Source organism: uncultured Pseudoxanthomonas sp. (assembly GCF_947498795.1).
In the GTDB taxonomy this organism is placed as follows: domain Bacteria; phylum Pseudomonadota; class Gammaproteobacteria; order Xanthomonadales; family Xanthomonadaceae; genus Pseudoxanthomonas_A.
This window is the reverse complement of sequence record NZ_CANMLQ010000002.1, coordinates 1-25,340: the sequence shown is the minus strand read 5'-3', so window position 1 is coordinate 25,340 and position 25,340 is coordinate 1. Positions and strand designations below refer to the sequence as shown.

19 protein-coding genes and 2 tRNA genes are annotated in these 25,340 nt (G+C 65.9%); 6 read left to right on the top strand and 15 right to left on the bottom strand.

The annotated features are described in order from the left end of the window. Positions 1 to 7 precede the first annotated feature (7 nt). Positions 8 to 2,551, bottom strand: a complete 2,544-nt coding sequence (locus Q0907_RS06360) for a glycoside hydrolase family 3 protein (RefSeq protein WP_299342696.1) — start codon at positions 2,549 to 2,551, stop codon at positions 8 to 10. A 126-nt stretch (positions 2,552 to 2,677) separates the two neighbouring features. After that, the gene (locus Q0907_RS06355; protein ID WP_299342694.1) at positions 2,678 to 5,410 is read right to left on the bottom strand and encodes a TonB-dependent receptor; all 2,733 of its coding nucleotides are present in this window, start codon (positions 5,408 to 5,410) and stop codon (positions 2,678 to 2,680) included. 253 nt (positions 5,411 to 5,663) lie between these two features. Between Q0907_RS06355 and Q0907_RS06350 the strand changes: the two genes are divergently transcribed. The 5 genes from Q0907_RS06350 (at position 5,664) to dxs (ending at position 12,432) form a co-directional block, all read left to right on the top strand. Then, the gene (locus Q0907_RS06350) at positions 5,664 to 7,115 is read left to right on the top strand and encodes a glycoside hydrolase family 30 beta sandwich domain-containing protein (protein WP_299342692.1); all 1,452 of its coding nucleotides are present in this window, start codon (positions 5,664 to 5,666) and stop codon (positions 7,113 to 7,115) included. Positions 7,116 to 7,198: 83 nt separating this feature from the next. Beyond that, positions 7,199 to 7,672, top strand: coding sequence for an LEA type 2 family protein (locus tag Q0907_RS06345; protein WP_299343818.1), 474 nt, complete (start codon positions 7,199 to 7,201; stop codon positions 7,670 to 7,672). 40 nt (positions 7,673 to 7,712) lie between these two features. Continuing rightward, complete coding sequence (locus Q0907_RS06340; protein WP_299342691.1) at positions 7,713 to 9,506, top strand: acyl-CoA dehydrogenase C-terminal domain-containing protein; 1,794 nt, start codon at positions 7,713 to 7,715, stop codon at positions 9,504 to 9,506. Positions 9,507 to 9,600: 94 nt separating this feature from the next. After that, the gene (locus Q0907_RS06335) at positions 9,601 to 10,254 is read left to right on the top strand and encodes an HNH endonuclease (protein ID WP_299342689.1); all 654 of its coding nucleotides are present in this window, start codon (positions 9,601 to 9,603) and stop codon (positions 10,252 to 10,254) included. 270 nt (positions 10,255 to 10,524) lie between these two features. Next, a complete protein-coding gene (gene dxs / locus Q0907_RS06330; protein ID WP_299342687.1) occupies positions 10,525 to 12,432 on the top strand; it encodes a 1-deoxy-D-xylulose-5-phosphate synthase in 1,908 nt (635 codons plus the stop codon). 45 nt (positions 12,433 to 12,477) lie between these two features. On the opposite strand, the gene Q0907_RS06325 is transcribed toward dxs, so the two are convergent. The 13 genes from Q0907_RS06325 to uvrB form a co-directional block, all read right to left on the bottom strand. After that, a complete protein-coding gene (locus Q0907_RS06325; protein WP_299342686.1) occupies positions 12,478 to 13,521 on the bottom strand; it encodes a TraB/GumN family protein in 1,044 nt (347 codons plus the stop codon). An 87-nt stretch (positions 13,522 to 13,608) separates the two neighbouring features. Further along, positions 13,609 to 14,079 carry a cupin domain-containing protein gene (locus Q0907_RS06320; RefSeq protein ID WP_299342684.1) on the bottom strand — a complete coding sequence of 157 codons (471 nt, stop codon included), beginning with the start codon at positions 14,077 to 14,079 and terminating at the stop codon, positions 13,609 to 13,611. 102 nt (positions 14,080 to 14,181) lie between these two features. After that, positions 14,182 to 14,258: transfer RNA gene (locus tag Q0907_RS06315), tRNA-Pro, on the bottom strand. Positions 14,259 to 14,344: 86 nt separating this feature from the next. Further along, complete coding sequence (locus Q0907_RS06310; protein ID WP_055936060.1) at positions 14,345 to 14,701, bottom strand: MerR family transcriptional regulator; 357 nt, start codon at positions 14,699 to 14,701, stop codon at positions 14,345 to 14,347. Continuing rightward, positions 14,682 to 14,981 (bottom strand): integration host factor subunit alpha, encoded by a 300-nt coding sequence (locus Q0907_RS06305; RefSeq protein WP_055936063.1) that lies wholly within the window; start codon positions 14,979 to 14,981, stop codon positions 14,682 to 14,684. The genes Q0907_RS06310 and Q0907_RS06305 overlap by 20 nt, the downstream gene beginning before the upstream one ends. A gap of 56 nt (positions 14,982 to 15,037) precedes the next feature. After that, entirely contained in the window at positions 15,038 to 17,431 is a 2,394-nt protein-coding gene (pheT, locus tag Q0907_RS06300) for a phenylalanine--tRNA ligase subunit beta (protein WP_299342682.1), read from the bottom strand. A gap of 78 nt (positions 17,432 to 17,509) precedes the next feature. Continuing rightward, positions 17,510 to 18,505: a phenylalanine--tRNA ligase subunit alpha gene (pheS, locus tag Q0907_RS06295; protein WP_299342680.1), complete on the bottom strand. Its 996-nt coding sequence runs from the start codon at positions 18,503 to 18,505 to the stop codon at positions 17,510 to 17,512. Positions 18,506 to 18,694: 189 nt separating this feature from the next. Continuing rightward, positions 18,695 to 19,054: a 50S ribosomal protein L20 gene (rplT, locus tag Q0907_RS06290; RefSeq protein ID WP_299342678.1), complete on the bottom strand. Its 360-nt coding sequence runs from the start codon at positions 19,052 to 19,054 to the stop codon at positions 18,695 to 18,697. 10 nt (positions 19,055 to 19,064) lie between these two features. Continuing rightward, positions 19,065 to 19,262: a 50S ribosomal protein L35 gene (rpmI, locus tag Q0907_RS06285; protein ID WP_014160066.1), complete on the bottom strand. Its 198-nt coding sequence runs from the start codon at positions 19,260 to 19,262 to the stop codon at positions 19,065 to 19,067. 338 nt (positions 19,263 to 19,600) lie between these two features. Continuing rightward, positions 19,601 to 20,125, bottom strand: coding sequence for a translation initiation factor IF-3 (gene infC, locus Q0907_RS06280; protein ID WP_299343815.1), 525 nt, complete (start codon positions 20,123 to 20,125; stop codon positions 19,601 to 19,603). Positions 20,126 to 20,173: 48 nt separating this feature from the next. Beyond that, entirely contained in the window at positions 20,174 to 22,081 is a 1,908-nt protein-coding gene (thrS, locus tag Q0907_RS06275; protein WP_299343812.1) for a threonine--tRNA ligase, read from the bottom strand. Between the two features lie 268 nt (positions 22,082 to 22,349). Beyond that, a tRNA-Val gene (locus Q0907_RS06270) sits at positions 22,350 to 22,424 on the bottom strand. Between the two features lie 75 nt (positions 22,425 to 22,499). Beyond that, positions 22,500 to 24,521, bottom strand: coding sequence for an excinuclease ABC subunit UvrB (gene uvrB / locus Q0907_RS06265; RefSeq protein WP_299342676.1), 2,022 nt, complete (start codon positions 24,519 to 24,521; stop codon positions 22,500 to 22,502). A 151-nt stretch (positions 24,522 to 24,672) separates the two neighbouring features. Between uvrB and Q0907_RS06260 the strand changes: the two genes are divergently transcribed. Then, the gene (locus tag Q0907_RS06260; RefSeq protein ID WP_299342674.1) at positions 24,673 to 25,239 is read left to right on the top strand and encodes a GspH/FimT family pseudopilin; all 567 of its coding nucleotides are present in this window, start codon (positions 24,673 to 24,675) and stop codon (positions 25,237 to 25,239) included. Positions 25,240 to 25,340: the final 101 nt, after the last annotated feature.

Here is a 25,340-nt window from a genome sequence, read left to right as displayed (position 1 = left end):
GGCTGGATTACCGGGCGCACTTCACCACATCGGCGCCGTCGGCGGCACCGGCCACCACCTGGATGTTGGTGAAAGCGGCTGCGAACGGCGCATCGGCGCTGATGCTGAAAGGCGTGTCGACACCGGTCAGGTCAGCTCCGAGCTTGCCGAAGCAGGCCAGCGGAACCTTGACCGTCTGCTTCTTGCCGACGGCATCAGCGGAGAACGTCGCGGTCAGGTCGAGGCTGGCGCCGCAGTTCGCACCGCAGCCGACGCTGAACTGCACCGGCTTGGTCGGTGCCTGCTTCACCACGACATCGAACTGCACCACGCCACGCGCGGTCGCCATCGCCGCCAGGTTGTTCTTCGACGGATTGCGGGCGAAGAAGCGCGCGGGCGCCAGCCAGGTCACTTCCTTAGCGTCCTGCTGGGTGTTGACCTGCACGGTCGCCACCTGCAAGGCCGGCTTGGGCTGTGGCCAGCGCTGGGTGGCGTTCATGTCCGAGCCTACCGCCTTCTCTTCATTGCCTGCCGCCATCTGCAGGCTGAAGGGCGCGATGTCGGACTGCTTGAAGATGCCGAGCGCCGTGGCATCGCCACAGCTGGCCGTCGCATCTTCCGGCAGCTTGCCGACCGCCTTCGTGTCGCCGTAGCGCAGGCCGCTGTCCAACGCGAACTGCGGCGTGCTGTCCGCCTTCGGACAGGCGACGGCGGGCCACGGGAACGTCAGCTTGCCGCGGAAGTCGTGTGCCGCCTTGCCGTCCGCTCCCGCTACCAGAACGTCGGTGACGCCCTTGCCTTCCGTGCCCGGCAGCCAGGCCGCGACGAAACTGTTCGACAGGTTGATCAGGTCGTTGGCGTACAACGCGCGCCCGGACAGGAACACCGTGACCACCGGCTTGCCCGTCGCCGCAGCGGCCTTCAGCACCGCCAGGTCTTCGGGGTGGCGCCGGCTGTGGGCCATCGAATCGGACGGCACGATGTCGCCGTTGGTCTCGGCATACGGCGTTTCGCCGATCGCCGCGACGATGACGTCGTAGCTGGTCGGGTCAACACCCTCGGCGCTGTCGCGCAGGACGACGTTGGCGTCGCCGAGTTGCTCGCGCAGGCCGGCCGCGATGCTGTCCGCGTTCGGGAAATCCGCATTCGTGTTGTCGGTACCTTGCCAGGTCAGCGACCAGCCGCCGGTCTGGTTGGAGATGCTGTCGGCGCTCTTGCCGACCAGCAGCACGCGCTGCCCTTTCTTCAGCGGCAGCGTGGCGCCGTCGTTCTTCAGCAGCACCAGCGACTCCCGCGCAGCGCGGCGTGCAAGATCGCGATGCACCAGCGATTCCGGCTTGCCGGCGAACTGGCTGGCGGATGGCTTGTGTTCCCACAGGCGTGCGCGCAGCTTGACGCGAAGGATGCGGGTGACGGCGTCGTCGATGCGCGCCTGCGGGATCTCGCCCGACTTCACCTGCGCGATGGTATTGGCGATGAAGGTCTTCCACTTGTCGGGGACCATCACCATGTCGATGCCGGCGTTGATGGCCTGCGGGCAGCTGTCGTCGCTGCAGCCGGTCACCTGGCCGATGCCGTTCCAGTCCGACACGACGAACCCGTCGAAGCCCATCTTGTCCTTCAACGCCACCGTCAGCAGGTCGCGTGCGCCATGCATCTTGCCGTAGTCCTTGCCGGCAGCGACGTCGTTCCAGCTGTTGAACGACGCCATGACGGTCTGCACGCCGGCCTCGATGGCCCCGTAGTAGCCCTGGCCGTGGACGTTGATCATCGTGGACTGCGTGACCGTGGCGTTGCCCTGGTCCTTGCCGCCGTCAGTGGCGCCATCGCCGATGAAATGCTTGGCAGTGGCGACGACATTGCCGTCCTTGTCCAGCATGCCCTGCATGCCCTTGACGTACGCGGCGGCGTACTCGCGGATCAATGCCGGCTGCGAGGAATAGCTTTCATACGTCCGGCCCCAGCGCGCGTTCTGCGCGACCGCGACCGTCGGGGCAAACGTCCAGGTCACGCCAGTGGCACGCGTGGACTGTCCCGTGGCTTCGGCGATGCGCTCGATCAGTTCGACGTCGTGCGCGGCACCCAGGCCGATGTTGTGCGGGAAGATGGTCGCGCCGTACACGTTGCTGTGGCCATGCACGGCATCGGTCCCCCAGATCACCGGCACGGGGATCTTGGCATCGGTCGACATGGATGCGTCGTAATAAGCGTCCGCCAGCTTGACCCAATCCTCCACCTTGGCCCGCTTGTTCATCGCCGGCCAGGAGCCGCCGCCATTGAGCACCGAGCCGATGTAGTACGTGCGCACTTCGGCGGGCGTGATCGCCTTGATTTCAGGCTGCACCATCTGGCCGATCTTCTGCTCCAGCGTCATGCTGGCCAGGATCTCGGCCACGCGCGCTTCCACGGCGGCATCCTTGGCGAAGCTGCTTTTCAGCGCCGGCCAGTCCTTCAGTTCCGCCGCATCGCGGGGTGTCGCCGCGGCGGCGGCCGGTTCGGGTTGCTTCTTGTCCGTACACGACATGCAGGCCAGAAGACTGGCTCCGAGCAGGGTCATTCGGATCGGATTCACGCACTTCTCCTTGGTGGCGGCGCGCAGGAACTCCCGACAGGATCCGCGCCTGGGTGACAGCCCGGCGGGACGCAGGCATTGCGCTGCGTCCCGCCAGGTACGGCGATGGTCAATACGGCCCGGGGATCACAGCTTGTAGCGGAAGCCCAGCAGGTACTGGCGGCCGTACTCGGTGTATTCCTCCGGGAAGAAGAGGTCCGGATGCGTGCCGGAGCTGACTTCGGTGCGGAAGGGCTCGTTGTTGACGTTGTTCACCTGGAACAGGATCGACAGGCCCGACAGACGGCTCGACTCCGGGAAGTCGTAGCCCAGCTGGAGGTCGATGGTGCGTTCGTTCAACGTGTAGCGGTAGGTGCGCTGGTTGAAGATCGAGCCGTACTCACCACGGTAGGGATCGCGGAAACGCTGGCTGACACGCGCCGAGAAGCCGTGCTTCTCGTAGTACACCGTGGCGTTGGCGACGATCTTGGACAAGCCCGGGAACGTATCGGTGCCCGATCCGATGCCCGGGCCGTCGGGATCGATCGACGACTCCGTGTACGACGCATTCAGCAGCAGGCCGAACCCGTCGAGGGCATCGTGCAGCAGCTCGCCGCCCAGCGCGGTCGAGAATTCGTAGCCGCGCATGTAGCCACCGGTGCCATTGGCGGGTGTGGAGAACACGCCCAGGGGGGAAGCCGGTGGCTCGGTGCCTTCGTAGTCGTAGCCGGAGAAGTCCCAGGGAATCTCGCGCGTGTAGATGTACGAGTCCATGTCCTTGTAGAACGCCGCGAGGGCGACATAGCTCGCTTCGCCGAAATACTTTTCGATCGAAAGGTCGTAGGCGTTCGCACGATAGGGCTCCAGCGCCGGATTGCCGCCGCTGCCGCGCCATTCGGACGGCCCGCCCTGCGACGTCTGCACGTAGACGCTGGCGCGCGCGCCCATGTCGTTGATGCGTGGGCGCATCATCTCGCGGGCCGCGCCGAAGCGCAGGTTCCAGCCGTTGCCGAAGTCGGCGACCAGGTTGAGGCTGGGCAGGATGTCGCCATACGAGGCGCCCGCCGTGCCGGCCACCAGTGCCTGTCCGTTCTCGTTCTGCTGGATGACGATGCCCTGGGACGTCTGGTCCGTGCGGATGTACTGCACGCCGGCATTGCCCCGCAGGCGCACCGTATCGGTGAGGTCCATGTCGAGGTTGGCCTTGAAGTAGAACGTCTTCACGTCCTCCTCGGTGATCGCGTCCTTCTGCAGGTCGTCGTTGGACTCGCTGATGTACACGTCGTAGTAGCGCGACAGCAGCGCGCGCGGGTCGTAGGTGATGACGTGACCCATGCCGGCGAAGCCGAGATCGGTGGGCGAGGACAGCAGCGAAGGGTCGATCAGTGTCGGCGTGCGGCCCGGCAGGTCGGCGAAGTACACCTCCGCGCTCTTCTCCTTGGTGCGCTTGCTGACATGGAAGCCTGCATCCCAGCTGCGCAGGAAGTCGGAGGACTCGATCACGTGGTTGACGGCCACGCGGAATGCCTTCATTTCGTCCTTCTGGTGGCTGTCCTCGAGGCGACCGTCATGACCCCAGTTCTGCGGATCGCGAAGGTAGACCGCGGAGGGATCCGACATGTCGGGCAGTGCGTAGTAGCCGTAGCCGGGCGACAGGCGCACGCGGAAGTCGGCCGAGACGCCCCCCAGTCGGCCCGCGTAGGTTTCGAGCTTCGATTCCTCGACCTTGGCGCGCGAGTAGCTGAGGTCGCTGGTCAGCGTCCACGTGTCGTTGATCTTGAACTCATTGTTCCAGCCCGCCGAGAACAGGCGCGACTCGCGGGTGTTGTTGTCGTTGCGGATCGCCGGCTGGATGCCGTTCAACGTGCCGCCGGTGACCACCGGGGTGCCGTGGTAGTCCGTCGTGCTGACGTTGCTGTAACTGACCGCGCCACCGTTGAACCAGGGGTCGTTGCTCCACATCGCACCGCGCATCCACTCCTCCTGGTCGAAGCGCGACGCGTACACGTCCAGCACGCTGTGCCAGAGGTCGTTCGGCTTGAATTCCAGGACCGCCATGACGCCGTCGCGCGTGGTGTCGCGCGACTTCACCCACGCTTCGGCGCCCTGCAGGGCGATCGCGTCCGCCGGCTTGCCGGGCTGTGGTGCGCCCCACATGTCGGTATTGGCCCACCACCACGACTTGTAGTGTTTTTCCTGGAACGGGGCATCCATCCGCGCAACGCCGATGGCGAAACCGATGGTGTCGTCGGCGAACTGGTCCACGTACGACGCCGAGACGCGGTAGCCCTTGTTGTCGCCGCCCTCGGTGAGCTGGTCGAAGGAATTCGTTTCGCCCTGGCCGGTGAATACGATGCGCCGCTCATCGAACGACAGCGGCCGGATGGACTGCAGGTCGACCGTGCCGGAGATGCCCTGCCCGATCAGCGACGCATCGGGCGTCTTGTAGACCGTGACGCCATTGATCAGCTCGGCAGGGTACTGGTCGAGTTCCACGCCGCGGTTGTCGCCGGTGGTGACCTGCTCGCGGCCATTCAGCAGCGTGCCGGCGAACTGTTCGGACATGCCGCGGATGTGGATCACCTGGCCGCGTCCATCGAGGCGCTGCATGGTCAGGCCCGGCAGCCGCGAAATCGAATCGGCGATGCTGATGTCGGGCAGCTTGCCGATGTCTTCCGCGGAGATCGCCTCGACGATCGAGGTCGATTCATTCTTGGTCTCGACGGCATTGGCGATCGCGGCGCGGATGCCGGTGACCTTCACCGTATCGAGGGTTTCGACGGTCGGATCGACCGGCGCTGCCGCCTGTTGTGCGCTTGCGATGACAGGAAACGCCAGCGCGAGGGCGCAGGCTGCAGCGAGATGCTGCTTGCGCGGCACACTGCGCGCGCAAGAATTCGTGGGGTGGTTCGCGTGCATCGTCTGGTCCCTCTCCGACCATGGTTGACAGCGCTGTCATATAGAAGCTTCAATGCACTGTCAACAAATTCCTAACAACCGTGACACGTTGACGCACGCACGAGCGAATCTGCGTGCTGCGCGACCGCTGCAACCGAAAATCACGCTGCGATGCAGCACCCGCTTTGCGTGGATTCCGGGAGGGATTCGCGACGCTCCGCGAGAGGACTCCACCATGACGCGACACCCGCTTCGACGCCTGCATTCTTTCTTGCTGCTCGCCTGCACGGCGCTTGCGATGCCGGCCACGACCCGCGCGCAGGACGTCGCCGTATGGATCACGACCGCGGACCACAAGACAACGCTCGCCGCATCGACGCCGGCGACGTTCGGAGCCGCCGGATCGACAGAGCGGCCGCGCATCCTCATCGACGAGCAGGCGCGGTTCCAGGAGATGGTCGGTTTCGGCGCATCGCTGACCGACTCGTCGGCCTGGCTGATCCAGCACAGGCTCGACCCGGTCCAGCGCGACGCCCTGTTGCGCGAGCTGTTCGGCCGCGCGCACGGCGGCCTTGGCCTGAGCTTCTCCCGCCTGACGATCGGCGCTTCCGATTTCTCGCGCCGTCATTACAGTCTCGACGACACGCCCGATGGCAAACCGGATCCGGCGTTGGCGCATTTCAGCATCGAGGCGAATCGCGGCGATGTCATCCCGGTCGCGCGCGCGATGCTGGCGATCAATCCGCAGCTGAAGATCATGGCGTCACCCTGGAGTGCGCCGGCGTGGATGAAGGACACCAACAGCCTGATCCAGGGAACGCTGCTGCCACAGTATTACGATGCCTTCTCCCGCTACCTGCTGAAGTACGTCGATGCCTATGCCGTGGAAGGCATACCGGTCTTCGCGCTGACCGTGCAGAACGAGCCCGACTACGAACCGAAGGACTACCCCGGCATGCGCCTCAATGCGCCGGCGCGCGCGCGATTGATCGGCGACCACCTCGGCCCGATGATCGCGGCGCGGGGGAACGGTCCATTGATCTTCGACTGGGACCACAACTGGGACAAACCGCAGGAACCGATCGGCGTGCTGGCCGATGCGAAAGCGAATCCCCATGTGGCGGCCGTGGCATGGCATTGCTACGGGGGCGATGTGGCGGCCCAATCCCCCGTGCATGATGCGTTCCCGGACAAGGATGCATACATGACGGAGTGCTCCGGGGGCGACTGGGAGCCCGTGCGCAGCGGCGGACTGCCCTTGCAGATGAAGAACATCATCATCCGCAGCGCGCGGCACTGGGCGCGCGGCGCCCTGTTCTGGAACCTGGCGCTGGACGAGAACAACGGGCCGTACGCGGGTGGTTGCAGCACGTGCCGTGGCGTTGTCACCATCGATTCGCGCACGGGGTCCGTCACCCGCACTGACGAGTATTACGCGCTGGCGCACGCGAGCCGCTTCGTGCGCCCCGGTGCGCATCGCATCGCATCCAGCGAGGCCACCCGCGACCTCGACAACGTCGCGTTCCGCAATGCGGATGACGGCTCGCTGGTGCTGCTGGTCGCCAACGCCGCGACGCAGGCACGCCAGTTCAGCGTAGGCCAGGGCGGAAAGGCGTTCGACTACACCTTGCCCCCACGCAGCGTCGCCACCTTCGTCTGGAAACCTGCTGCAACGCAGCACGACTGACCCGGATGGCGTAGCGCGCGTCGGCATCCCGCCCGCCATACGCCGTAGTATCCTGCCGCATCCCCTGACGGAGCCGCGGCATGATGCGACGTACTTCCCTGCTGGCACTTCTCGCCGTGGCCGCTTTGCTGGCCGGATGCGGCGATGGCGTGATCAGGCGGGTCTCCGACCCCGCGGTCAGCGTGCAGCAGTTGACGGTGAAGGCGGATGGCCAATGGGCCGTGGACCTGCGACTGCAGAACTACAGCAGCATCCCGATGCGTTTCGACACCGTGGAGGTCGACGTGCAGGTCGGCGACCAGGACGCGGGCACGTTGCGCGCGACCCCCAGCCTGTCGGTCGGTCCGGAATCGGCCGATGTCGTCAGCGTCGCGTTCTCGCCCAGCAGCGCCGCCCGCATCGTGGTGGCGGATGCCCTCGCCGGCCGCCGCACCCTTCCCTACACGCTCAAAGGCAGCGCCGGCGCGACACCGGAAGAAGCCAAGCAGCGCACGTTCGACATCGATACCCGCAACACCCTCAACCCCGTCCCCGGCCTGGACGGTGTGCTGCGCTGAGCGCGGCCCCACCCTCCCCTACGCGCCTCCGAGAAACCGCATGCCCGCGTCCTACAAAGCTCCCCTTACAGATCTGCGCTTCGCCCTGTACGACGTCCTTGGCGTCGAACCCCTGTTCCAGCGGCTCGGCTATGCCGACGCGACCCGCGACATCCTGGATGCCGTCCTCGACGAGGCCGCCCGTTTCACGGAGACCGTGCTCGCACCGCTGAACAGCGTCGGCGACGAGATCGGCAGCCAACTGGACAAGGCCACCGGCGAAGTCACCACGCCGCCCGGGTTCAAGGCCGCGTACACGCAGTTCGTCGAGGGCGGCTGGACCGGGCTGACCTCGGCGCCCGAGTTCGGTGGCCAGGGCTTGCCGCACACGATGGGCGTCCCGCTCAATGAACTGGTCAACGCCAGCAACCTGGCCTGGGGCAACTTCCCGCTGCTGTCGCATGGCGCGGTTGAAGCGCTGAAGCACCATGGCGAAGCGTGGCAGCAGGAGGTCTTCCTGAAGCCCCTGGTGGAAGGCCGCTGGACCGGCACCATGTGCCTCACCGAGCCGCACTGCGGTACCGACCTGGGCCTCCTGAAGACCAAGGCCGAACCTAACGCGGACGGCAGCTACGCCATCACCGGCACCAAGATCTTCATCACGGCGGGCGAGCACGACCTGACCGACAACATCGTGCACCTGGTGCTGGCCAAGTTGCCGGATGCACCCGCCGGCGCGAAGGGCATCTCGCTGTTCGTGACCCCGAAGTTCAAGGTGGCGAAGGACGGCACCGTGGGCGAGCGCAACACGCTGTCCTGCGGCTCGATCGAGCACAAGATGGGCATCAAGGCGTCGGTGACCTGCGTGATGAATTTCGACGGTGCGCAGGGTTATCTCGTCGGCCAGCCGCACAAGGGCCTGCAGGCCATGTTCACCATGATGAATACCGCGCGCCTCGGCGTGGGCCTGCAGGGCGTCGGCCTGAGCGAGCGCGCGTACCAGAACGCGCTGCGGTACGCGCGCGAGCGCCTGCAGACGCGCGCATTGAGCGGACCGAAGTTCCCCGACAAGCCGGCGGATCCGATCATCGTCCACCCCGACGTGCGCCGGATGCTGCTGACGATGAAATCGCTGATCGAGGGCAGCCGCCTGCTGGCGCTGCACGCGGGCAGCCTGATCGACGTGGCCAACCATGCCGAGGATGCCGCGGAGCGCGAGCGGGCCGACACGCTGGTGAGCTTCCTCACTCCGATCTCGAAGGCCTGCCAGACCGAGTGGGGCATCGAGAACACGTACCACGCGCTGCAGTGCTTCGGCGGCCACGGCTACATCCACGAACACGGCATGGAACAGCTGGCGCGCGATGCCCGCATCACCACGCTGTACGAGGGCACCACCGGCATCCAGGCGCTGGACCTGATGGGGCGCAAGACCGCCGCCACCCAAGCGGCGGGCCTGAAGCTGTTCCTGGCCGACGTGCATGCCTTCGTCCAGCAACACAAGGACGACGCGTCGCTCACGGAGTTCATCGATCCGCTTCAGCAGAAAGCCGCGGAGTGGGCGGGGCTGACGAAGAACATCCTGCAGCGTGCGGCGGCGAACCCGGAGGAAATCGGTGCAGCCAGCACCGACTATCTGTTCTACTCGGGCTACGTCGTGCTGGCCTACTGGTGGGCACGCAGCGTGGCAGCCGCCGACGCATCGACGCATGGCGATGCCTTCCGGCAGGCCAAGCGTGAGACTGCCCGGTTCTACTTCGCCCGCATCCTGCCGCGCACGCTGGCCCATGCCGCCGCCATCGAATCCGGCGCGGACACGCTGATGGCGATGGACGACATCCGCTTCGGCGAGTGATCCGGTACTGGAGGAGCGCGGGCGTCGCGCTCCTCCGAACAAAAGCCGCGCCGGATACACATTTCGTCAACATTTGGGTATAACCTGCTTCTCCATGGAAGCAGACAGAGCTCAGCTTCACCTGGTACAGACCGGTTCTCTTTCCTCGCCGGTTCCGTCTCCGTCGTCCCCCCGTCCCCACCCCGCCGCCCTGCGACTGCTGTCGCTGGATGCGCATGGCCGCGTGCTGGACTGGATCAACTGGCAGGACGCAACCTGTCTGTACGCGCGCGGTGCAGTCGCATGGACGCTGGGCGACCCCTGCCTGCATGTGCACGGCGGCGTCTCCCGGCTGACCGGCGAGCAGAGCCTGATCGAACTGCACCCGATCGTGGCCTCGCGCGGCCATGCCCGCGCGCATGCCCTGTCGCCCACGCCGACGCTCACCAACACCGCGCTGTTCGCCCGCGATGCCCATCTGTGCCTGTACTGCGGGCATGAGTACGCGCGCCCCCACCTGACCCGCGACCACGTGCTGCCCCTGTCCAAGGGCGGCAAGGACATCTGGGAAAACGTGGTGACGGCCTGCTTCCACTGCAACTCCCGCAAGAGCAACCGCACCCCGCAACAGGCGCACATGCCGTTGCTCGCGGTGCCGTACCGGCCGAGCTGGATCGAGCACCTGATCCTCTCGAACCGCAACATCCTGGCCGACCAGATGGCCTTCCTGAAGGCCCAGCTGCCGAAGAAGTCCAAGCTGTCCGCTTGATTCACGGGCAGCATGCCCGGCCCACACGCGCGGACAGGCGGTCGCCGACGCGAACCACGAGAGGTCGATCGCAAGCGCACGCGGCCATGCTGCCCGACCCGGGGACGCCCTGACGCACCCGCTGGCGAGGAACGCAGGGATGATGCCTGCCCGACCCTCGCCACGACCTTCCTGAACCGCCGTGGGGGACCCCACGCCGGCTTCACGCGCTTGCTTGCCCCACTTCACATCAGGGGGGGACAATGACGCCTCAGAAGAAGCCTGCTGCCGATGATCGCCCCCGACCGCTATCCCCGCCTTTCACGCATCCACGTTCCGGCCGACCTGCGCCAGTTCGACGAATCCGAACTGCCTGCCATCGCCGAGGAGCTGCGGGGCTACCTGATCGAGTCGGTGGGCAAGAGCGGCGGACACTTCGGCGCCGGCCTGGGCGTGATAGAACTGACGGTCGCCCTGCACTACCTGTTCGATACACCGCGCGACCGCCTGGTGTGGGACGTCGGCCACCAGACCTATCCGCACAAGATCCTGACCGGCCGACGCGACACCATCCACACGGTCAAGCAGAAGGACGGCGTCGCGCCGTTCCCGAAGCGCGACGAAAGCGAGTACGACACGTTCGGCGTGGGCCATTCGTCCACGTCGATCTCCGCCGCGCTAGGCATGGCGATCGCGCTGCAGCAGCAGGGCGACGACCGCAAGGTCGTGGCGGTGATCGGCGACGGCGCGATGACGGCCGGCATGGCCTTCGAAGCGCTGAACCATGCCGGCGGCATGGAGCCCGAGCCCAACCTTCTGGTGATCCTCAACGACAACCAGATGTCGATCTCCGAGAACGTCGGCGGCCTGACCAAGATGCTGGGCCGGCTGAGCAGCAGCCGCACGCTCAACGCATTGCGCGAAGGCGGCAAGAAACTGCTGGGCGACAAGAAGAAGCCGCCGGCCCGATTCATGCGCCGCTGGGAAGAACACTGGAAAGGCATGTTCGTGCCGTCCACGCTGTTCGAACAGATGGGCTTCCACTACACCGGTCCGATCGACGGCCATGATGTCGAAGCCCTCGTCGGCGCGCTGAAGACGCTCAAGACCCTCAAGGGTCCGCAACTGCTCCACATCCTGACCACCAAGGGCAAGGGATACGAACTGGCCGAGGGTGACCAGATCGGTTACCACGCCGTGGGTCCGTTCGATCCCGAGAAAGGCCTGGTCAGCAAGGGGGGTACGAAGAAGCCCACCTACACCGACATTTTCAGCGACTGGCTGTGCGACATGGCGGCCGCCGAACCCAAGCTGCTGGGCATCACCCCGGCAATGCGCGAAGGCTCCGGCCTGGTGCGCTTCAGCAAGGAATATCCCGAGCGTTACTTCGACGTCGCCATCGCCGAGCAGCACGCCGTGACGCTCGCGGCGGGCATGGCGTGCGAGGGCAGCAAGCCGGTGGTCGCGATCTATTCGACCTTCCTGCAGCGCGGTTACGACCAGTTGGTGCACGACGTGGCGATCCAGAAGCTGGACGTACTGTTCGCGATCGATCGAGGCGGTGTGGTCGGCCCGGACGGGGCCACGCATGCCGGCAACCTGGACCTGAGCTACCTGCGTTGCGTGCCGCACATGGTCGTGATGGCGCCGGCGGACGAGAACGAATGCCGGCAGATGCTGAGCACGGGCTACCACTTCAATGGCCCGGCCGCCGTGCGCTACCCGCGCGGCACCGGCCCCGGCGTAGCGCTGCAGACGACGCTGGATACCCTGCCGATCGGCAAAGCGGACCTTCGCGTGCGCGGCAACCGCGTGGCGCTGCTTGCGTTCGGATCCACCGCTGCCGCTGCAGAACAGGTCGGTCGCGAGCTGGGCCTGACCGTGGTGAACATGCGCTTCGTGAAGCCGCTGGACCGCGACCTGATTCTCGAGCTGGCGAAGACCCACCAGGGCTTCGTCACCGTCGAGGACAACGTGGTGATGGGCGGCGCAGGGTCCGGCGTCGCCGAACTGCTGAACGCCGAAGGCATCTCGCTGCCCGTGCTCCACCTGGGCCTGCCGGACGAATTCCAGCACCACGCCAGCCGTGAGGATCTGTTGGCCGAAGCCGGCATCGATGCCAGCGGCATCCGCGCCAGCGTGCTGAAGCGCTGGCCTGTACTCGCGGCCACGCAGACACCGATGACCGCGGCGGGCTGAAGCCGCGCCGCGAGGTGCAGTGTCGCTGGTCCCGCGCAGCGCGCGTTACTCCGGCGCTTCCACCGTGTAGCCCCGCGCCTGCAGCGCCGCGAGATAGCCGTCGGGCTTCACCAGATCCCATACCGACAGCGTGGCGAAGGTGATGCGGTTCTTGCGCAGGGAGGCGTCCGCCATCTCGAGCCACTTCGCACGCACGCGGGCGTCGATATCGCGGACGCCGTGCTTGCGTGCCGTGTCGGTGTCGAACCACGCCGACTCGCAGGCGGCGCGCTCGTCGGCCCGGGCTCCATTGCGGATGGCCGTCCAGTCGCCCACCGCCCAGGCGCGCGCGCTGGCTGCGGATTGGGGGAGTTCGTGTTCGATCAGATCGAGCGTCTTCCGAAAGCACGCCAGGTCCTGCGGCTTCAACGTCTCCTTGCGGAAGTCCGCCAGGGCGCCCTTGGGGTCTTCCAGGGTGATCTTCAGCTGGGTCGGCGTGCGCTTCATGCCACGCGCCTTCAGCGCGCCCTCGATTACCGGGGTGACGACGCCGCCGGCATTCTGCAGGCCGCTGCGGGACAGGGCCTTGCCATAGAGTTCGTAGACCGCAATCAGGGGACGCTTCTTCTCGACGCCGCCGTCGCGCCCCATGTAGCGCTGCTTCAGCACGGACCAGCGCGCGTACAGTTCCGGCGGAAGGACGTCCTGCAGCTTTTCGCCATCAGGATTCTTGGCGGCCTTCAGCGCCGAGGGCAGCATCGACAGGCCGCGGAAGAATCCGACATCGGCATTGACCGTCACGCCTGGCGGACCGAGGACCTCATCCGCCAGCAGCAACACCTGCGTCACTTCGTCCGATCGCCACGTCATGCCCTTGGGGAGCGGCGACTGGGTACCCAGCAGATAAAGCAGATGGTCGCCATGGCGCACCTTCCAAAGACCCGGCCCCGGCTGCATACCGGAGACGACGACCGCCTCCATGTCGATCACGCCTTTTTCGTCCACCACGACCGTGTCCGCACCGGTCGCTCCCGCATCCTGCGCGATGGCGATACCCGGCATCAGTGACAGCGACAGGCAAAGCAGCACTCGGTTGAACGACAGACGCATCCTGGCGACTCCATGTGGAAGAGTCGCGAGTGTGCCCGTGCCCAAGCGAACCGGCATGCAGTGCCGCGCAGCCGGGCGGGGAATCGTTCAGGCGACCTTGCCGCCCGCCTCCCGCAGCGTCCGCGCTACCTCGCTGCCGCTTTGCATCAGCTCGAACCCCTGCCAGCTGAAACCCGGCGATACCGAACAATCGACCAGCGTAAAAGCGCCCAGCGAACGTGCGCTTTGCCACACGCCGGCCGGCACGACCTGGTTGGATTGCCCGCCCCGCGCGGAGGTGTCCAGCTGGACCCGCGTCAGGGTGCGCTGGTCGGGATCGAACATCGACAGTTCCATCGGACTGCCGTCGTGCCAGTCCCAGACCTCGGTCGCGTCGACGCGGTGCCAGCGGGTCACCACGCCTTCCGGCAGCAGGAACTTGATGGCGGTCAGCGCGGGCCGCTCGATTCCGTTGACCTCGGTGCGCTTGGCGGACTCGTAGACGCGCCGGAAGTAGCCTCCTTCCGGATGCGGCGCCAGTTGCAGGTCACGGATCAGGGCATCGGTCATCGAAGGCATGGTCGGTCCTGCGCGTGATAACCGTGGGCCATCCTGCACGGCGGCGGACGACGGGCACAAAAAAGCCCACGCATGTGCGCAGGCTTGATGTCGAACCGCGATTGGTCGGGACGGCCGGATTTGAACCGACGACCCTCTGCCCCCCAGGCAGATGCGCTACCAGGCTGCGCTACGCCCCGAATCTCGCGGATCGGCCCGCCTTGCGACGGGCCGCGCATTATAGCCGGAATTCTTCGGCGACTCCCAGCAGGAGCGCCGCCATGCCTCACCGGCGGAGCAACTGGAGGATTTCCTCCAGCTCCATCCGCACCTGGCGCACGATCTGCGCGCTCATCGCCGATTCCTGCTTGGCGCCCTCACCCTCGAGGCGCAGGCGCGCGCCGCCGATGGTGTAGCCCTGTTCGTACAGCAGGCCGCGGATCTGGCGCACCATCAGCACGTCATGGCGCTGGTAGTAACGGCGGTTGCCGCGACGCTTGGCGGGCTCCAGGCTAGGGAACTCGGTCTCCCAGTAACGCAGCACGTGCGGCTTCACGTCGCACAGCTCGCTCACTTCACCGATGGTGAAGTAGCGCTTGGCCGGAATCGGCGGAAGCTCGCGGTTACTGCCCGGATCCAGCATACGTTTCCACCCGCTCCTTGAGTTTCTGCCCCGGCCGGAACGTCACCACGGTCCGCGCCGAGATCGGGATCTCTTCACCGGTCTTGGGATTGCGGCCCGGACGCTGGTTCTTGCGCCGCAGGTCGAAATTGCCGAACCCGGACAGCTTCACCTGCCGACCCTGCTCCAGCGCCTCGCGCAGCACGTCGAAGTACGCATCGACGAATTCCTTCGCCTCGCGCTTGTTCAGGCCGACCTCGTCGAACAGACGTTCGGCCATTTCCGCCTTCGTCAAAGCCATGGATTACTGCATCCCCATTGCGGCCGTCACCGGCCCAGCCACTGCCTTCACACGCTTCATCCGCGGATCTTCGCGCCATGCGCGGCGTCGATCGCGGTGACCACGGCGGCCACGACCTGCGCCACCTCGCTCTCAGTGAGAGTGCGTGAGTTGTCCTGCAAAATCAAGCCCATAGCGAGACTCTTTTGACCGGATTCGACCCCTTGTCCCACGTAGCGGTCGAACAGCTGCACGTCCCGCAGCAACGGCCCCGCCGCCGCTTTCGCGGTGGCGGCGAGCGCCGCCCAGGACACCGTCTCCGGGACGACGAACGCGAGGTCGCGGCGGACGGACGGGTAGCGCGACAGCTCCCCCGCACGCGGCAGGTCACGGACGCTCAACGGGGCGAGGTCCAGCTCGAACGCGAACACATCCGCGTCCAGGTCCAGACCGCGCTGAAGGCGCGGATGCAATTGCCCGATCCAGCCCAGGCGCGCACCCTCTCGGTAGACGTCGGCGGACCGGCCCGGGTGCGCATGGACGGCGTTCGAGGGACGGAACTCGAGGCTCGCGCCTGCCAGCGATGCGACGCTCTCCAGATCGCCCTTGAGGTCATGGAAGTCGACCTTACGCGCCGGCACGCCCCACTGCTCGGCGAGCGCTTCGCCGCTGACGGCCGCGGCGATGCGCAGCGTTTCGACCGGCGCGTCGCTGGGGCGGGCCGGCGCGTGGAACACATTGCCGATCTCGAACAGGCGCACGCGTCCCGCCTGGCGCGCGGCGTTGCGCTGCAGCGCCGCCACGACACCGGGCAGCAGCTGCGTGCGCATGATCGCCAGTTCCGCGCTGAGCGGGTTGGCCAACGGCACCGCGCCCTCGGCGGCGCCCCAGCGCGAAAGCCACTGGGCGTCGACGAACGCGAAATTGACGGTCTCGAAATAGTCGCGCGCGGCCAGTTGGCGACGCACGACAGCCGGTTCGACCAGCGTCTCGCTGGGTGCCGCGATGCGGGTCGCGCCGCCGGGCAGCGTGGTCGGCACGCGGTCATAGCCGTGGATGCGCGCCAGTTCCTCGATCAGGTCCTCTTCGATGGCGAGATCGAAGCGCCGGCTCGGCGCAACAACGCGCCAGCCTTCCGCAACCGTGGTCGCCTGCAGGCCAAGGGCACGCAGGATGCGTTCGATCTCGGCATCGGGAATGTCCACGCCCAGCACGCGTGCCACGCGCGCGCGGCGCAGCAGGATGGTGGCGGCCTGCGGCAGGTGGTCGGAAAGCACGGCCTCGGTGGTCGGACCGGGCACGCCACCGGCCACATCCAGTATCAGGCGCGTGGCGTATTCCACCGCGATACGCGGCAATTCCGGATCCACGCCGCGCTCGAAGCGATGGCCGGCATCGGTGTGCAGGCCGAGTTTGCGGCTGCGCCCGATGATGGCGGACGGCACCCAGTGCGCGGCTTCGAGGAAGACATTGCGCGTGGCGTCGGTGACCCGTGTATCGAGCCCGCCCATGATCCCGCCGAGCGCGACGGCGCGCGCGCCATGGCCTCCCTGTCCATCCGAAACGACCAGGAAATCCTCGTCGAGCACGGCCGTGCGGCCATCGAGCAGGGCAACGGTCTCCTCAGCGCGCGCAGGACGCACGACGATGCCGCCCACCAGGCGGTCCTTGTCGAAGGCGTGCATGGGCTGGCCCAGCTCGAGCATCACGTACTGGGTCACGTCGACCAGGAAACTGATCGGACGCACCCCGCTGCGGCGCAGGCGTTCGGCCATCCATACCGGGGTAGCTGCCTGGGCGTTGACGCCTTCGATCACGCGGCCGGCGAAGCGCGGCACCTTCGCCCCGGCCTCCAGCGCAACTTCCATCGTTACCGGGCTCTGCGCGGGCACCGGCGCGTCGTCCAGTGGCTTCACTTCACTGCCCAGCGAGGCCGCCACGTCGTACGCGATACCGCGCACGCTGAAGCAGTCGGCGCGGTTCGGCGTCAGCTTGATCTCGATGCTGGCGTCGGGCAGGCCAAGATAGTCGGCGACCGGCGTGCCGACGGGCGCGTTGGCGGGCAGTTCCAGCAGGCCGGAGGCATCGGCGTCGATGCCGAGTTCCTTGGCCGAGCACAGCATGCCGTTCGATTCCACGCCCCGCAGCTTGGCCGCCTTGATGGCGATGCCGCCGACATTGGCGCCGACCATCGCCAGCGGCGCGATCAGACCCGGGCGCGCGTTCGGCGCGCCGCAGACGATCTGCAGCAGACCACCCTGCCCCGCATCCACCTGGCAGACCTGCAGGCGATCGGCTTCGGGATGCTTCGCGCATTCGACGATGCGCGCGACGATGACGTTTTCCAGACCCTCGCCCAGCACCGTGACATCCTCGACCTCCAGGCCGATGGCAGTCAGCGTTGCGGACAGCTCATCGCGGCTGGCGTCTGTGGGAACGTGGCTGCGCAACCAGTTTTCAGAGAACTTCATCGTTCGTTGTCCGTAGGGCGGGTCCGGGCCCGCCGCCTTCAAGATTTAGATATCGAGGGGTGCGTGCGGTGCGACGCGTTACGCGAACTGCTTCAGGAACCGCACGTCGTTCTCGAAGAACGCGCGCAGGTCGTTGACGCCGTAGCGCAGCATCGCGAAGCGCTCCACGCCCAGGCCGAACGCGAAGCCGGTATAGCGCTCTGGGTCGATGCCGCAGTTCCGCAGCACGTTCGGGTGCACCATGCCGCAGCCCAGCACTTCCAGCCAGCGCGTGCTGCCGTCCGGCTGCTGCCAGGCGATGTCGACTTCCGCGCCCGGCTCGACGAAGGGGAAGTAGCTGGGGCGGAAACGCATTTCGAAGTCGCGCTCGAAGAACGCGCGCACGAACTCGGCCAGCGTGCCCTTGAGGTCGGCGAACGTGGAGTGCTCGTCCACCAGCAGGCCTTCGACCTGGTGGAACATCGGCGAATGCGTCTGGTCGCTGTCGCTGCGATAGACCTTGCCCGCCGCGATCATGCGCAGCGGCGGCTGATGGGCGTCCATGTAGCGCACCTGCACACCCGAGGTATGCGTGCGCAGCAGGCGGCCGTCGCCGAAGTAGAACGTGTCGTGCATGGCGCGCGCCGGATGGTGCGGCGGGAAATTCAGCGCCTCGAAGTTGTGCCAGTCGTCCTCGATCTCGGGACCGTCGGCCAGCTCGTAACCCAGGCGGCCGAAGATGTCGGCGATGCGCTCCAGCGTACGGCTGATCGGATGCAGGCCGCCGCGGGTGCCGTTGCGGCCCGGCAGGGTGATGTCGATGGTCTCGCCCGCCAGGCGCGCATCGAGGGCGGCGTCTTCCAGTATGGACTTGCGCATCGACAAGGCGTCGCCGATCGCATCACGCGCACGATTGATGGCTTCGCCCGCCGCCTTGCGCTGGTCGGCGGGCAACGCGCCCAGTTGCTTCAGCTGGGTGGTGATGCTTCCGCTCTTGCCCAGCAGGGCGACACGCAACTGCTCCAGCGCATCCGGCGACTGCGCCGCTGCGATGTCGGACAGGGCTTGCGTGGACAGGGATTCGATATCGCTCATTGGATGTCCATGAGAGGGTGTTTTCTCGTGGGAGCGACGTAAGCCGCGATGAAGCGCACGGAACGCCCATCGCGACTTACGTCGCTCCCACAGAAGCAGAACCACAAAAAACAATGGGGAAGGACTCGCGCCCTTCCCCACGTGTTTCCGGCGATCGACTGCCGGAGTGCTTTACGGTGGAGACGCGGCTTACGCCGCGAGTGCGCCCTTCGCCTTTTCAGCCAGGGCCGCAAAACCGGCCGCGTCGTGCACGGCGATGTCCGCCAGCACCTTGCGGTCCAGGGTGATGCCAGCCTTCAGCAGGCCGTTCATGAAGCGGCTGTAGCTCAGGCCATTGATGCGGGCCGCCGCGTTGATACGCGTGATCCACAGCGAACGGAAGTTGCGCTTCTTCTGCTTGCGGCCGATGTAGGCGTACTGCTGCGCCTTGATGACCGCCTGCTTGGCGACGCGGAACACCTTGCGACGGGCGTTGTAGTAGCCCTTGGCCAGGGTGAGGACCTTCTTGTGACGGCGACGCGCCATCACGCCACGCTTAACTCGTGCCATGTCTCAGTCCTCAGAGGTAGGGAAGCATGCGGTTCAAACGGCCGCTGTCCTCGGCGCGAATGATATTCGTCGCACGCAGGCCGCGCTTACGCTTGGTCGCTTTCTTGGTGAGGATGTGGCTACGGTTGGCGTGGCCAGCCTTGAACTTGCCGGATGCGGTCTTGCGAAAACGCTTCGCCGCCGCCCGGTGGGTCTTGATCTTGGGCATTGCTATGTCCTTGACGGGTTTATGTCACTGATCCGGGCGGCACCCTTTCAACGCTTTGCGGCTGCGCCGCGAAGACTGAAAGGCCACTCTTTCCATCCATGCCCATATCGGCTTTTAAGTCGTTGATTCCAGAACGGAACCCCCGACGGGTCCATCGGCTGCGAGCAGCCTCCCGGCGTACCGGGCCGCGTATTATGCCCGCTGCTGTTTTCTCTTGCAAATCCGGCCACTTAGCGGAAAAGCGAAAGGCGCCTGGCGGCGCCTTCCCCTCACCCTTTGCCCTCTCCACGCTTGCGGGGCGAGGGGAACAGTAGGCGTCAGCGGCCAAGCCGCTGACATCACTTCTTCTTGGGGGCGATCATCATGACCATCTGACGGCCTTCCAGGCGCGGACGGGACTCGATGACGATCTCGTCGCCCAACTCGGCCTCGATGCGCGCGGCCATCTCGCGACCCAGCTCCTGGTGGCTCATCTCACGGCCACGGAAACGGATGTTGACCTTGACCTTGTCGCCTTCTTCCAGGAAGCGGCGGATGTTGCGCATCTTGATCTGGTAGTCGCCCTCGTCGGTGACGGGACGGAACTTGAGTTCCTTGATCTCGACCTGCTTGGTCTTCTTCTTGGCTTCGTTGGCCTTTTTCTGCATTTCGAACTTGAACTTGCCGAAGTCCATGATCTTGCAGACGGGCGGTTCGGCGTTCGGCTGGATCTCGACCAGGTCCAGGCCTTCGTCTTCCGCCTTGGCCAAGGCTTCGTCGCGCGAAAGCACGCCGATCATCTCGCCATCGGAACCGATCACGCGCACCCGCGGCACGCGGATCTCGTGATTCTTGCGGTTTTGCTTGTTGTCAGGGGTGCTGATGTTGCAGTCTCCAGGGATGGGTGCACCGGTCCGCGATGGACCGGAACCTTATTGCGCGGCGTGCTCGCTGCGCAAGCGTTCGGCGAAGGCGGCAACGGACATGCTGCCCAGGTCTTCCCCGGAACGCGTACGCACGGCGATGGCGCCATTCTCCTTCTCGCGGTCGCCGACCACCAGCAGGTATGGCACCCGCTGCAGCGTGTGCTCGCGAATCTTATAGCCGATCTTCTCGTTCCGCAAATCGGCCGCCACCCGGAAGCCTTGATTTGCAAGGGTTTTCCTGACCTCGGCCACGTAATCGGCCTGGGCGTCGGTGATATTCATCACGACGGCCTGCTGAGGGGCCAGCCAGGACGGGAATGCACCAGCATGGTGCTCGATCAGGATGCCGATGAAGCGCTCCATCGACCCCACGATCGCCCGGTGCAGCATGACCGGGTGCTGGCGCTGGCTGTTCTCGTCCACGTACTCGGCGCCCAGGCGGCCCGGCATCATGAAGTCCACCTGCATCGTGCCCAGCTGCCAGGTCCGGCCGATGGCGTCCTTCAGGTGGTACTCGATCTTCGGGCCGTAGAAGGCGCCCTCGCCCGGCAGTTCCTGCCACTCCACCCCGCAGCTGCGCAGGGCGGCGCGCAGGGCGGCCTCGGCCTTGTCCCAGGTGGCGTCGTCGCCCAGGCGGGAATCGGGGCGCAGGGCGATCTTGATCTGGATGTCTTCGAAACCGAAGTCCGAGTACACCTTCAGCGCCTGCTGGTGGAACGCCGTGACCTCGGCCTCGATCTGGTCTTCCGTGCAGAAGATGTGGCCGTCGTCCTGGGTGAAGCCGCGCACGCGCAGGATGCCGTGCAGCGCGCCCGACGGCTCGTTGCGATGGCAGGCGCCGAACTCGCCGTAGCGGATCGGCAGGTCGCGGTAGCTGTGCAGCCCCTGGTTGAACACCTGCACGTGGCCGGGACAGTTCATCGGCTTGACCGCGTAGGTGCGGTTCTCCGACTCGCTGAAGAACATGTTTTCCTTGTAGTTGTCCCAGTGGCCGGACTTCTTCCACAAAGCGACGTCGAGGATCTGCGGGCAGCGCACTTCCTGGTACCCGCTGTCGCGGTAGACCTTGCGCATGTACTGCTCGACCACCTGCCAGATGGCCCAGCCCTTCGGGTGCCAGAACACCAGGCCCGGGGCCTCTTCCTGCAGGTGGAAGAGCTCCTGCTGCTTGCCGATCTTGCGATGGTCGCGCTTCTCGGCTTCCTCGACACGCTGGATGTAGGCCTCCAGCTGCTTCTTGTCGGCCCAGGCCGTGCCGTAGATGCGCTGAAGCTGCTCGTTCTTGGCATCGCCGCGCCAGTAGGCGCCGGAAATGCGGGTCAGCTTGAACGCCTTCAGGAAGCGCGTGTTGGGCACGTGCGGGCCGCGGCACATGTCCACGTATTCCTGGTGGTAGTACAGGCCCATGGCCGTCACCTCCGGACCCATGTCCTCGATCAGCCGCAGCTTGTATTCCTCGCCACGTGCCTTGAAGACGTCGATCACCTCGGCGCGCGGCGTCATCTTCTTGATGACGTCGTAGTCCTGCGCGATCAGCTCCTGCATGCGCTGCTCGACCGCCGCCAGGTCTTCCGGCGTGAACGGGCGCTCGCTGTAGATGTCGTAATAGAAGCCTTCGGCGATGACCGGGCCGATCACCATCTTCACGTCCGGATACAGCTGCTTGACCGCATGGCCGACCAGGTGCGCGCAGGAGTGGCGGATGATCTCCACGCCCTCTTCGTCCTTCGGGGTGATGATGCGCAGCGCGGCATCGTGGTCGATGATGTCGCTGGCATCGACCAGCACGCCATCGACGGCACCGGCCACGGTGGCCTTGGCCAGGCCGGCGCCGATGGACTGGGCCACCTGCATGACGGAGACGGGATTCTCGAACTCGCGGCGGCTGCCGTCGGGGAGCGTGATCGTGATCATCGGTTGGGCTATCCAGTTGCCTGCGAACAGGGCGTTGGCATCGGAAAGTCCGGCCATGGATGGCCGGGCTGGTGTTCAGGGACGAACGAACGACATGAAAAAAGCGCCACGAGGGCGCCTACGGGATGCAGTGCCTCGGGCAATACCAGCTTCAGGCGGTGGTAGTGCTCATGTCGCACGCTCGGCCGGCGTTTCCGCGAGCCACCTCGTGAATACGGATGGCGCATCGGGCTGGCCCCAGAACTCCGGAATCCACGCTGTGGGAGCGTGGTGGGCGGTACAGGGTTCGAACCTGTGACCCCTACCATGTCAAGGTAGTGCTCTACCGCTGAGCTAACCGCCCGGTCTGCCCTTTGCAGGGGCGCGAATTCTAGCCCGGAAGCGGGGTCGCCGACAACCGCTGCGAGCAGGGCATGCATCACCCCCCCAGGCTGGCCGCCTTGAGGCGCTGGATCTGATCGCGAAGGCGGGCCGCGTCCTCGAACTCCAGGTCGCGGGCGTGCTGGTACATCTGCTGCTCCAGCGCCTTGATCTTCGCTACTGCCTTGGCCGGATCCATCACCCCGTACTCGGCAGGTTCCTCCGCCACGCGACGCGCCTTGCCGCGGCCCGTCTTGCCCTCGTTGGCCGCCTCACTGCGGGCACCTTCCAGGATGTCCACGATGGGGCGCGCCACGGACTTCGGCGTGATGCCATGTTCCTGGTTGTACTCCACCTGCTTCTCCCGGCGACGACTGGTCTCGTCGATCGCCGCCTGCATCGAGCGGGTCATCTTGTCCGCGTACAGGATGGCCTTCCCGCGCAGGTTGCGCGCGGCGCGGCCGATCGTCTGGATCAACGAGCCCGTGGAGCGCAGGAATCCTTCCTTGTCCGCATCGAGGATAGCGACCAGCGAGACCTCCGGCATGTCCAGGCCCTCGCGCAGCAGGTTGATGCCGACCAGTACGTCGAACTTGCCCAGACGCAGGTCGCGGATGATCTCCACGCGCTCCACCGTGTCCACGTCCGAGTGCAGGTAGCGCACCTTGATGCCGTGCTCGCCCAGGTACTCGGTCAGGTTTTCCGCCATGCGCTTCGTCAGCGTGGTGACCAGGACGCGGTCGCCCCACGCCACGCGCTCGTTGATCTGGGACAGGAGGTCGTCGACCTGCGTGCCTACGGGACGGATCTCGACTTCCGGGTCGATCAGGCCGGTGGGCCGCACCACGAGTTCGACGACCTCGCCGGCGGACTCGCGCATTTCATACGGCCCCGGGGTGGCGGACACATAGATGCTGCGGGGCGAACGCGCCTCCCATTCCTCGAAGCGGAGTGGGCGGTTATCCAGTGCCGAAGGCAACCGGAAGCCGAACTCCACGAGCGTCTCCTTGCGCGACCGGTCGCCCTTGTACATCGCGCCGATCTGCGGAATGGTGACGTGCGATTCGTCGATGACCAACAGCGCATCCGCCGGCAGGTAGTCGAACAGCGTGGGCGGCGGCTCGCCCGGGGCCTTCCCTGTCAGGTGGCGCGAGTAGTTCTCGATGCCGGAACAGAAGCCGACTTCGGCCATCATTTCCACATCGAACTGGGTCCGCTGCGCCAGGCGCTGGGCCTCGACCAGCTTGTTCTGTGCGTACAGCTGCTCCAGCCGGTCCTTCAACTCGATCTTGATCGTCTCGATGGCCGCCAGCACCCGCTCCCGGGTCGTCGCATAGTGGGTCTTGGGATACACCGTGTACCGCTGCAGCTTGCGCAGCGACTCGCCGGTGAGCGGGTCGAACAGGCTGATGCCCTCGACCTCGCCGTCGAACAGCTCGATCCGCACGGCCTCGGCATCGCTTTCGGCCGGATGCACGTCGATGATCTCGCCACGCACGCGGAACGTGCCGCGCTGCAGCTCGTACTCATTCCGCGTGTACTGCAGTTGGGTCAGGTGGCGGATCAGCTCGCGCTGGTCGATCCGCTCACCCACCGACAGGATCAGCCGCAGCGACAGGTAGTCTTCCGGCGCGCCCAGGCCGTAGATCGCGGAGACGGTCGCCACCACCAACGCATCGGGGCGCGACAGCAGCGTCTTGGTCGCCGCCAGCCGCATCTGTTCGATGTGCTCGTTGATCGAGCTGTCCTTCTCGATGAAGGTGTCGCTGGATGGCACGTACGCTTCGGGCTGGTAGTAGTCGTAATAGCTGACGAAATACTCCACCGCGTTGTGCGGGAAGAACGCCTTGAATTCGCCGTACAACTGGGCCGCCAGCGTCTTGTTGGGCGCCATGATCAGCGTCGGCTTCTGGACCTGCTGCACCACGTTGGCGATGGTGTACGTCTTGCCCGAGCCCGTCACGCCGAGCAGCGTCTGCTTCGCCAGCCCGGCCTGGAAATTCTCCACCAGCTTCTCGATGGCGCGCGGCTGGTCGCCGGCCGGCGAGTAGGGGGAAACGAGCTGGAAACGGTCGGTCATGGTGCACAACCCAGAGGCAAGCGAACGAGTATAGCGAGGGGGGCGTGACGAGAGCCGCGGCGAATTCCTACATGCGGACAGGCCTGGACCTGATGGCGAGCAGATCAAACGACCGCGAACCTGACCCCACCCCATTCAAAAGGAGCTGTCGATGGCAAGGATGCCCTCGCTTCCCGCCCGGAGGAGTCCTATTGGCTCCACCCTGCATATCCATGGTTTCACTCTGATGGAAACCGCTGTGACCCTTTCCGTCCTGGCGCTCATGGTCGCCATCGGCCTGCCGTCGATGAGGGAGTTCCGGGCTCGACAGCAAGCCAATGCGACCGCGAACCTGTTGGTGTCCCACTTCGCATCGGCGCGCATGACGGCCATCAGCCACAACGTGCCGATCGTGGTATGCCCCAGCGATGGCGCCGGCACGTGCCGACAGGACACCGACTGGGGAGGTCATTGGCTCTCTTTCCGCGATCCGGACGGCAATCGCCAGCCCGACGACGGTGACGACATCTACAGAAACGAGACCGTGGCGGAAACACCCTTCATCCGTATGATCTCGACCCAGGGACGCCGACAGGTCCGCTATCAGCCCACCGGCATGAGTTACGGCACCAATCTGACCATCCGGATCTGCTACGACGGCCACGTGGCCAGCAGCGTCATCATGAACAACAGCGGTCGAGCCCGTATCGTGCGAGGCGACCTCTCCACGGCGTGTTGAATGCCCTGCGGGGACCGGACTAGCTGTGATCTCTCGGTAGGTTGTTCATCCGGGGCATCTCTGGAAGATGGGGGTTGCGAAGCCAACCCAGCCCCCAGGAG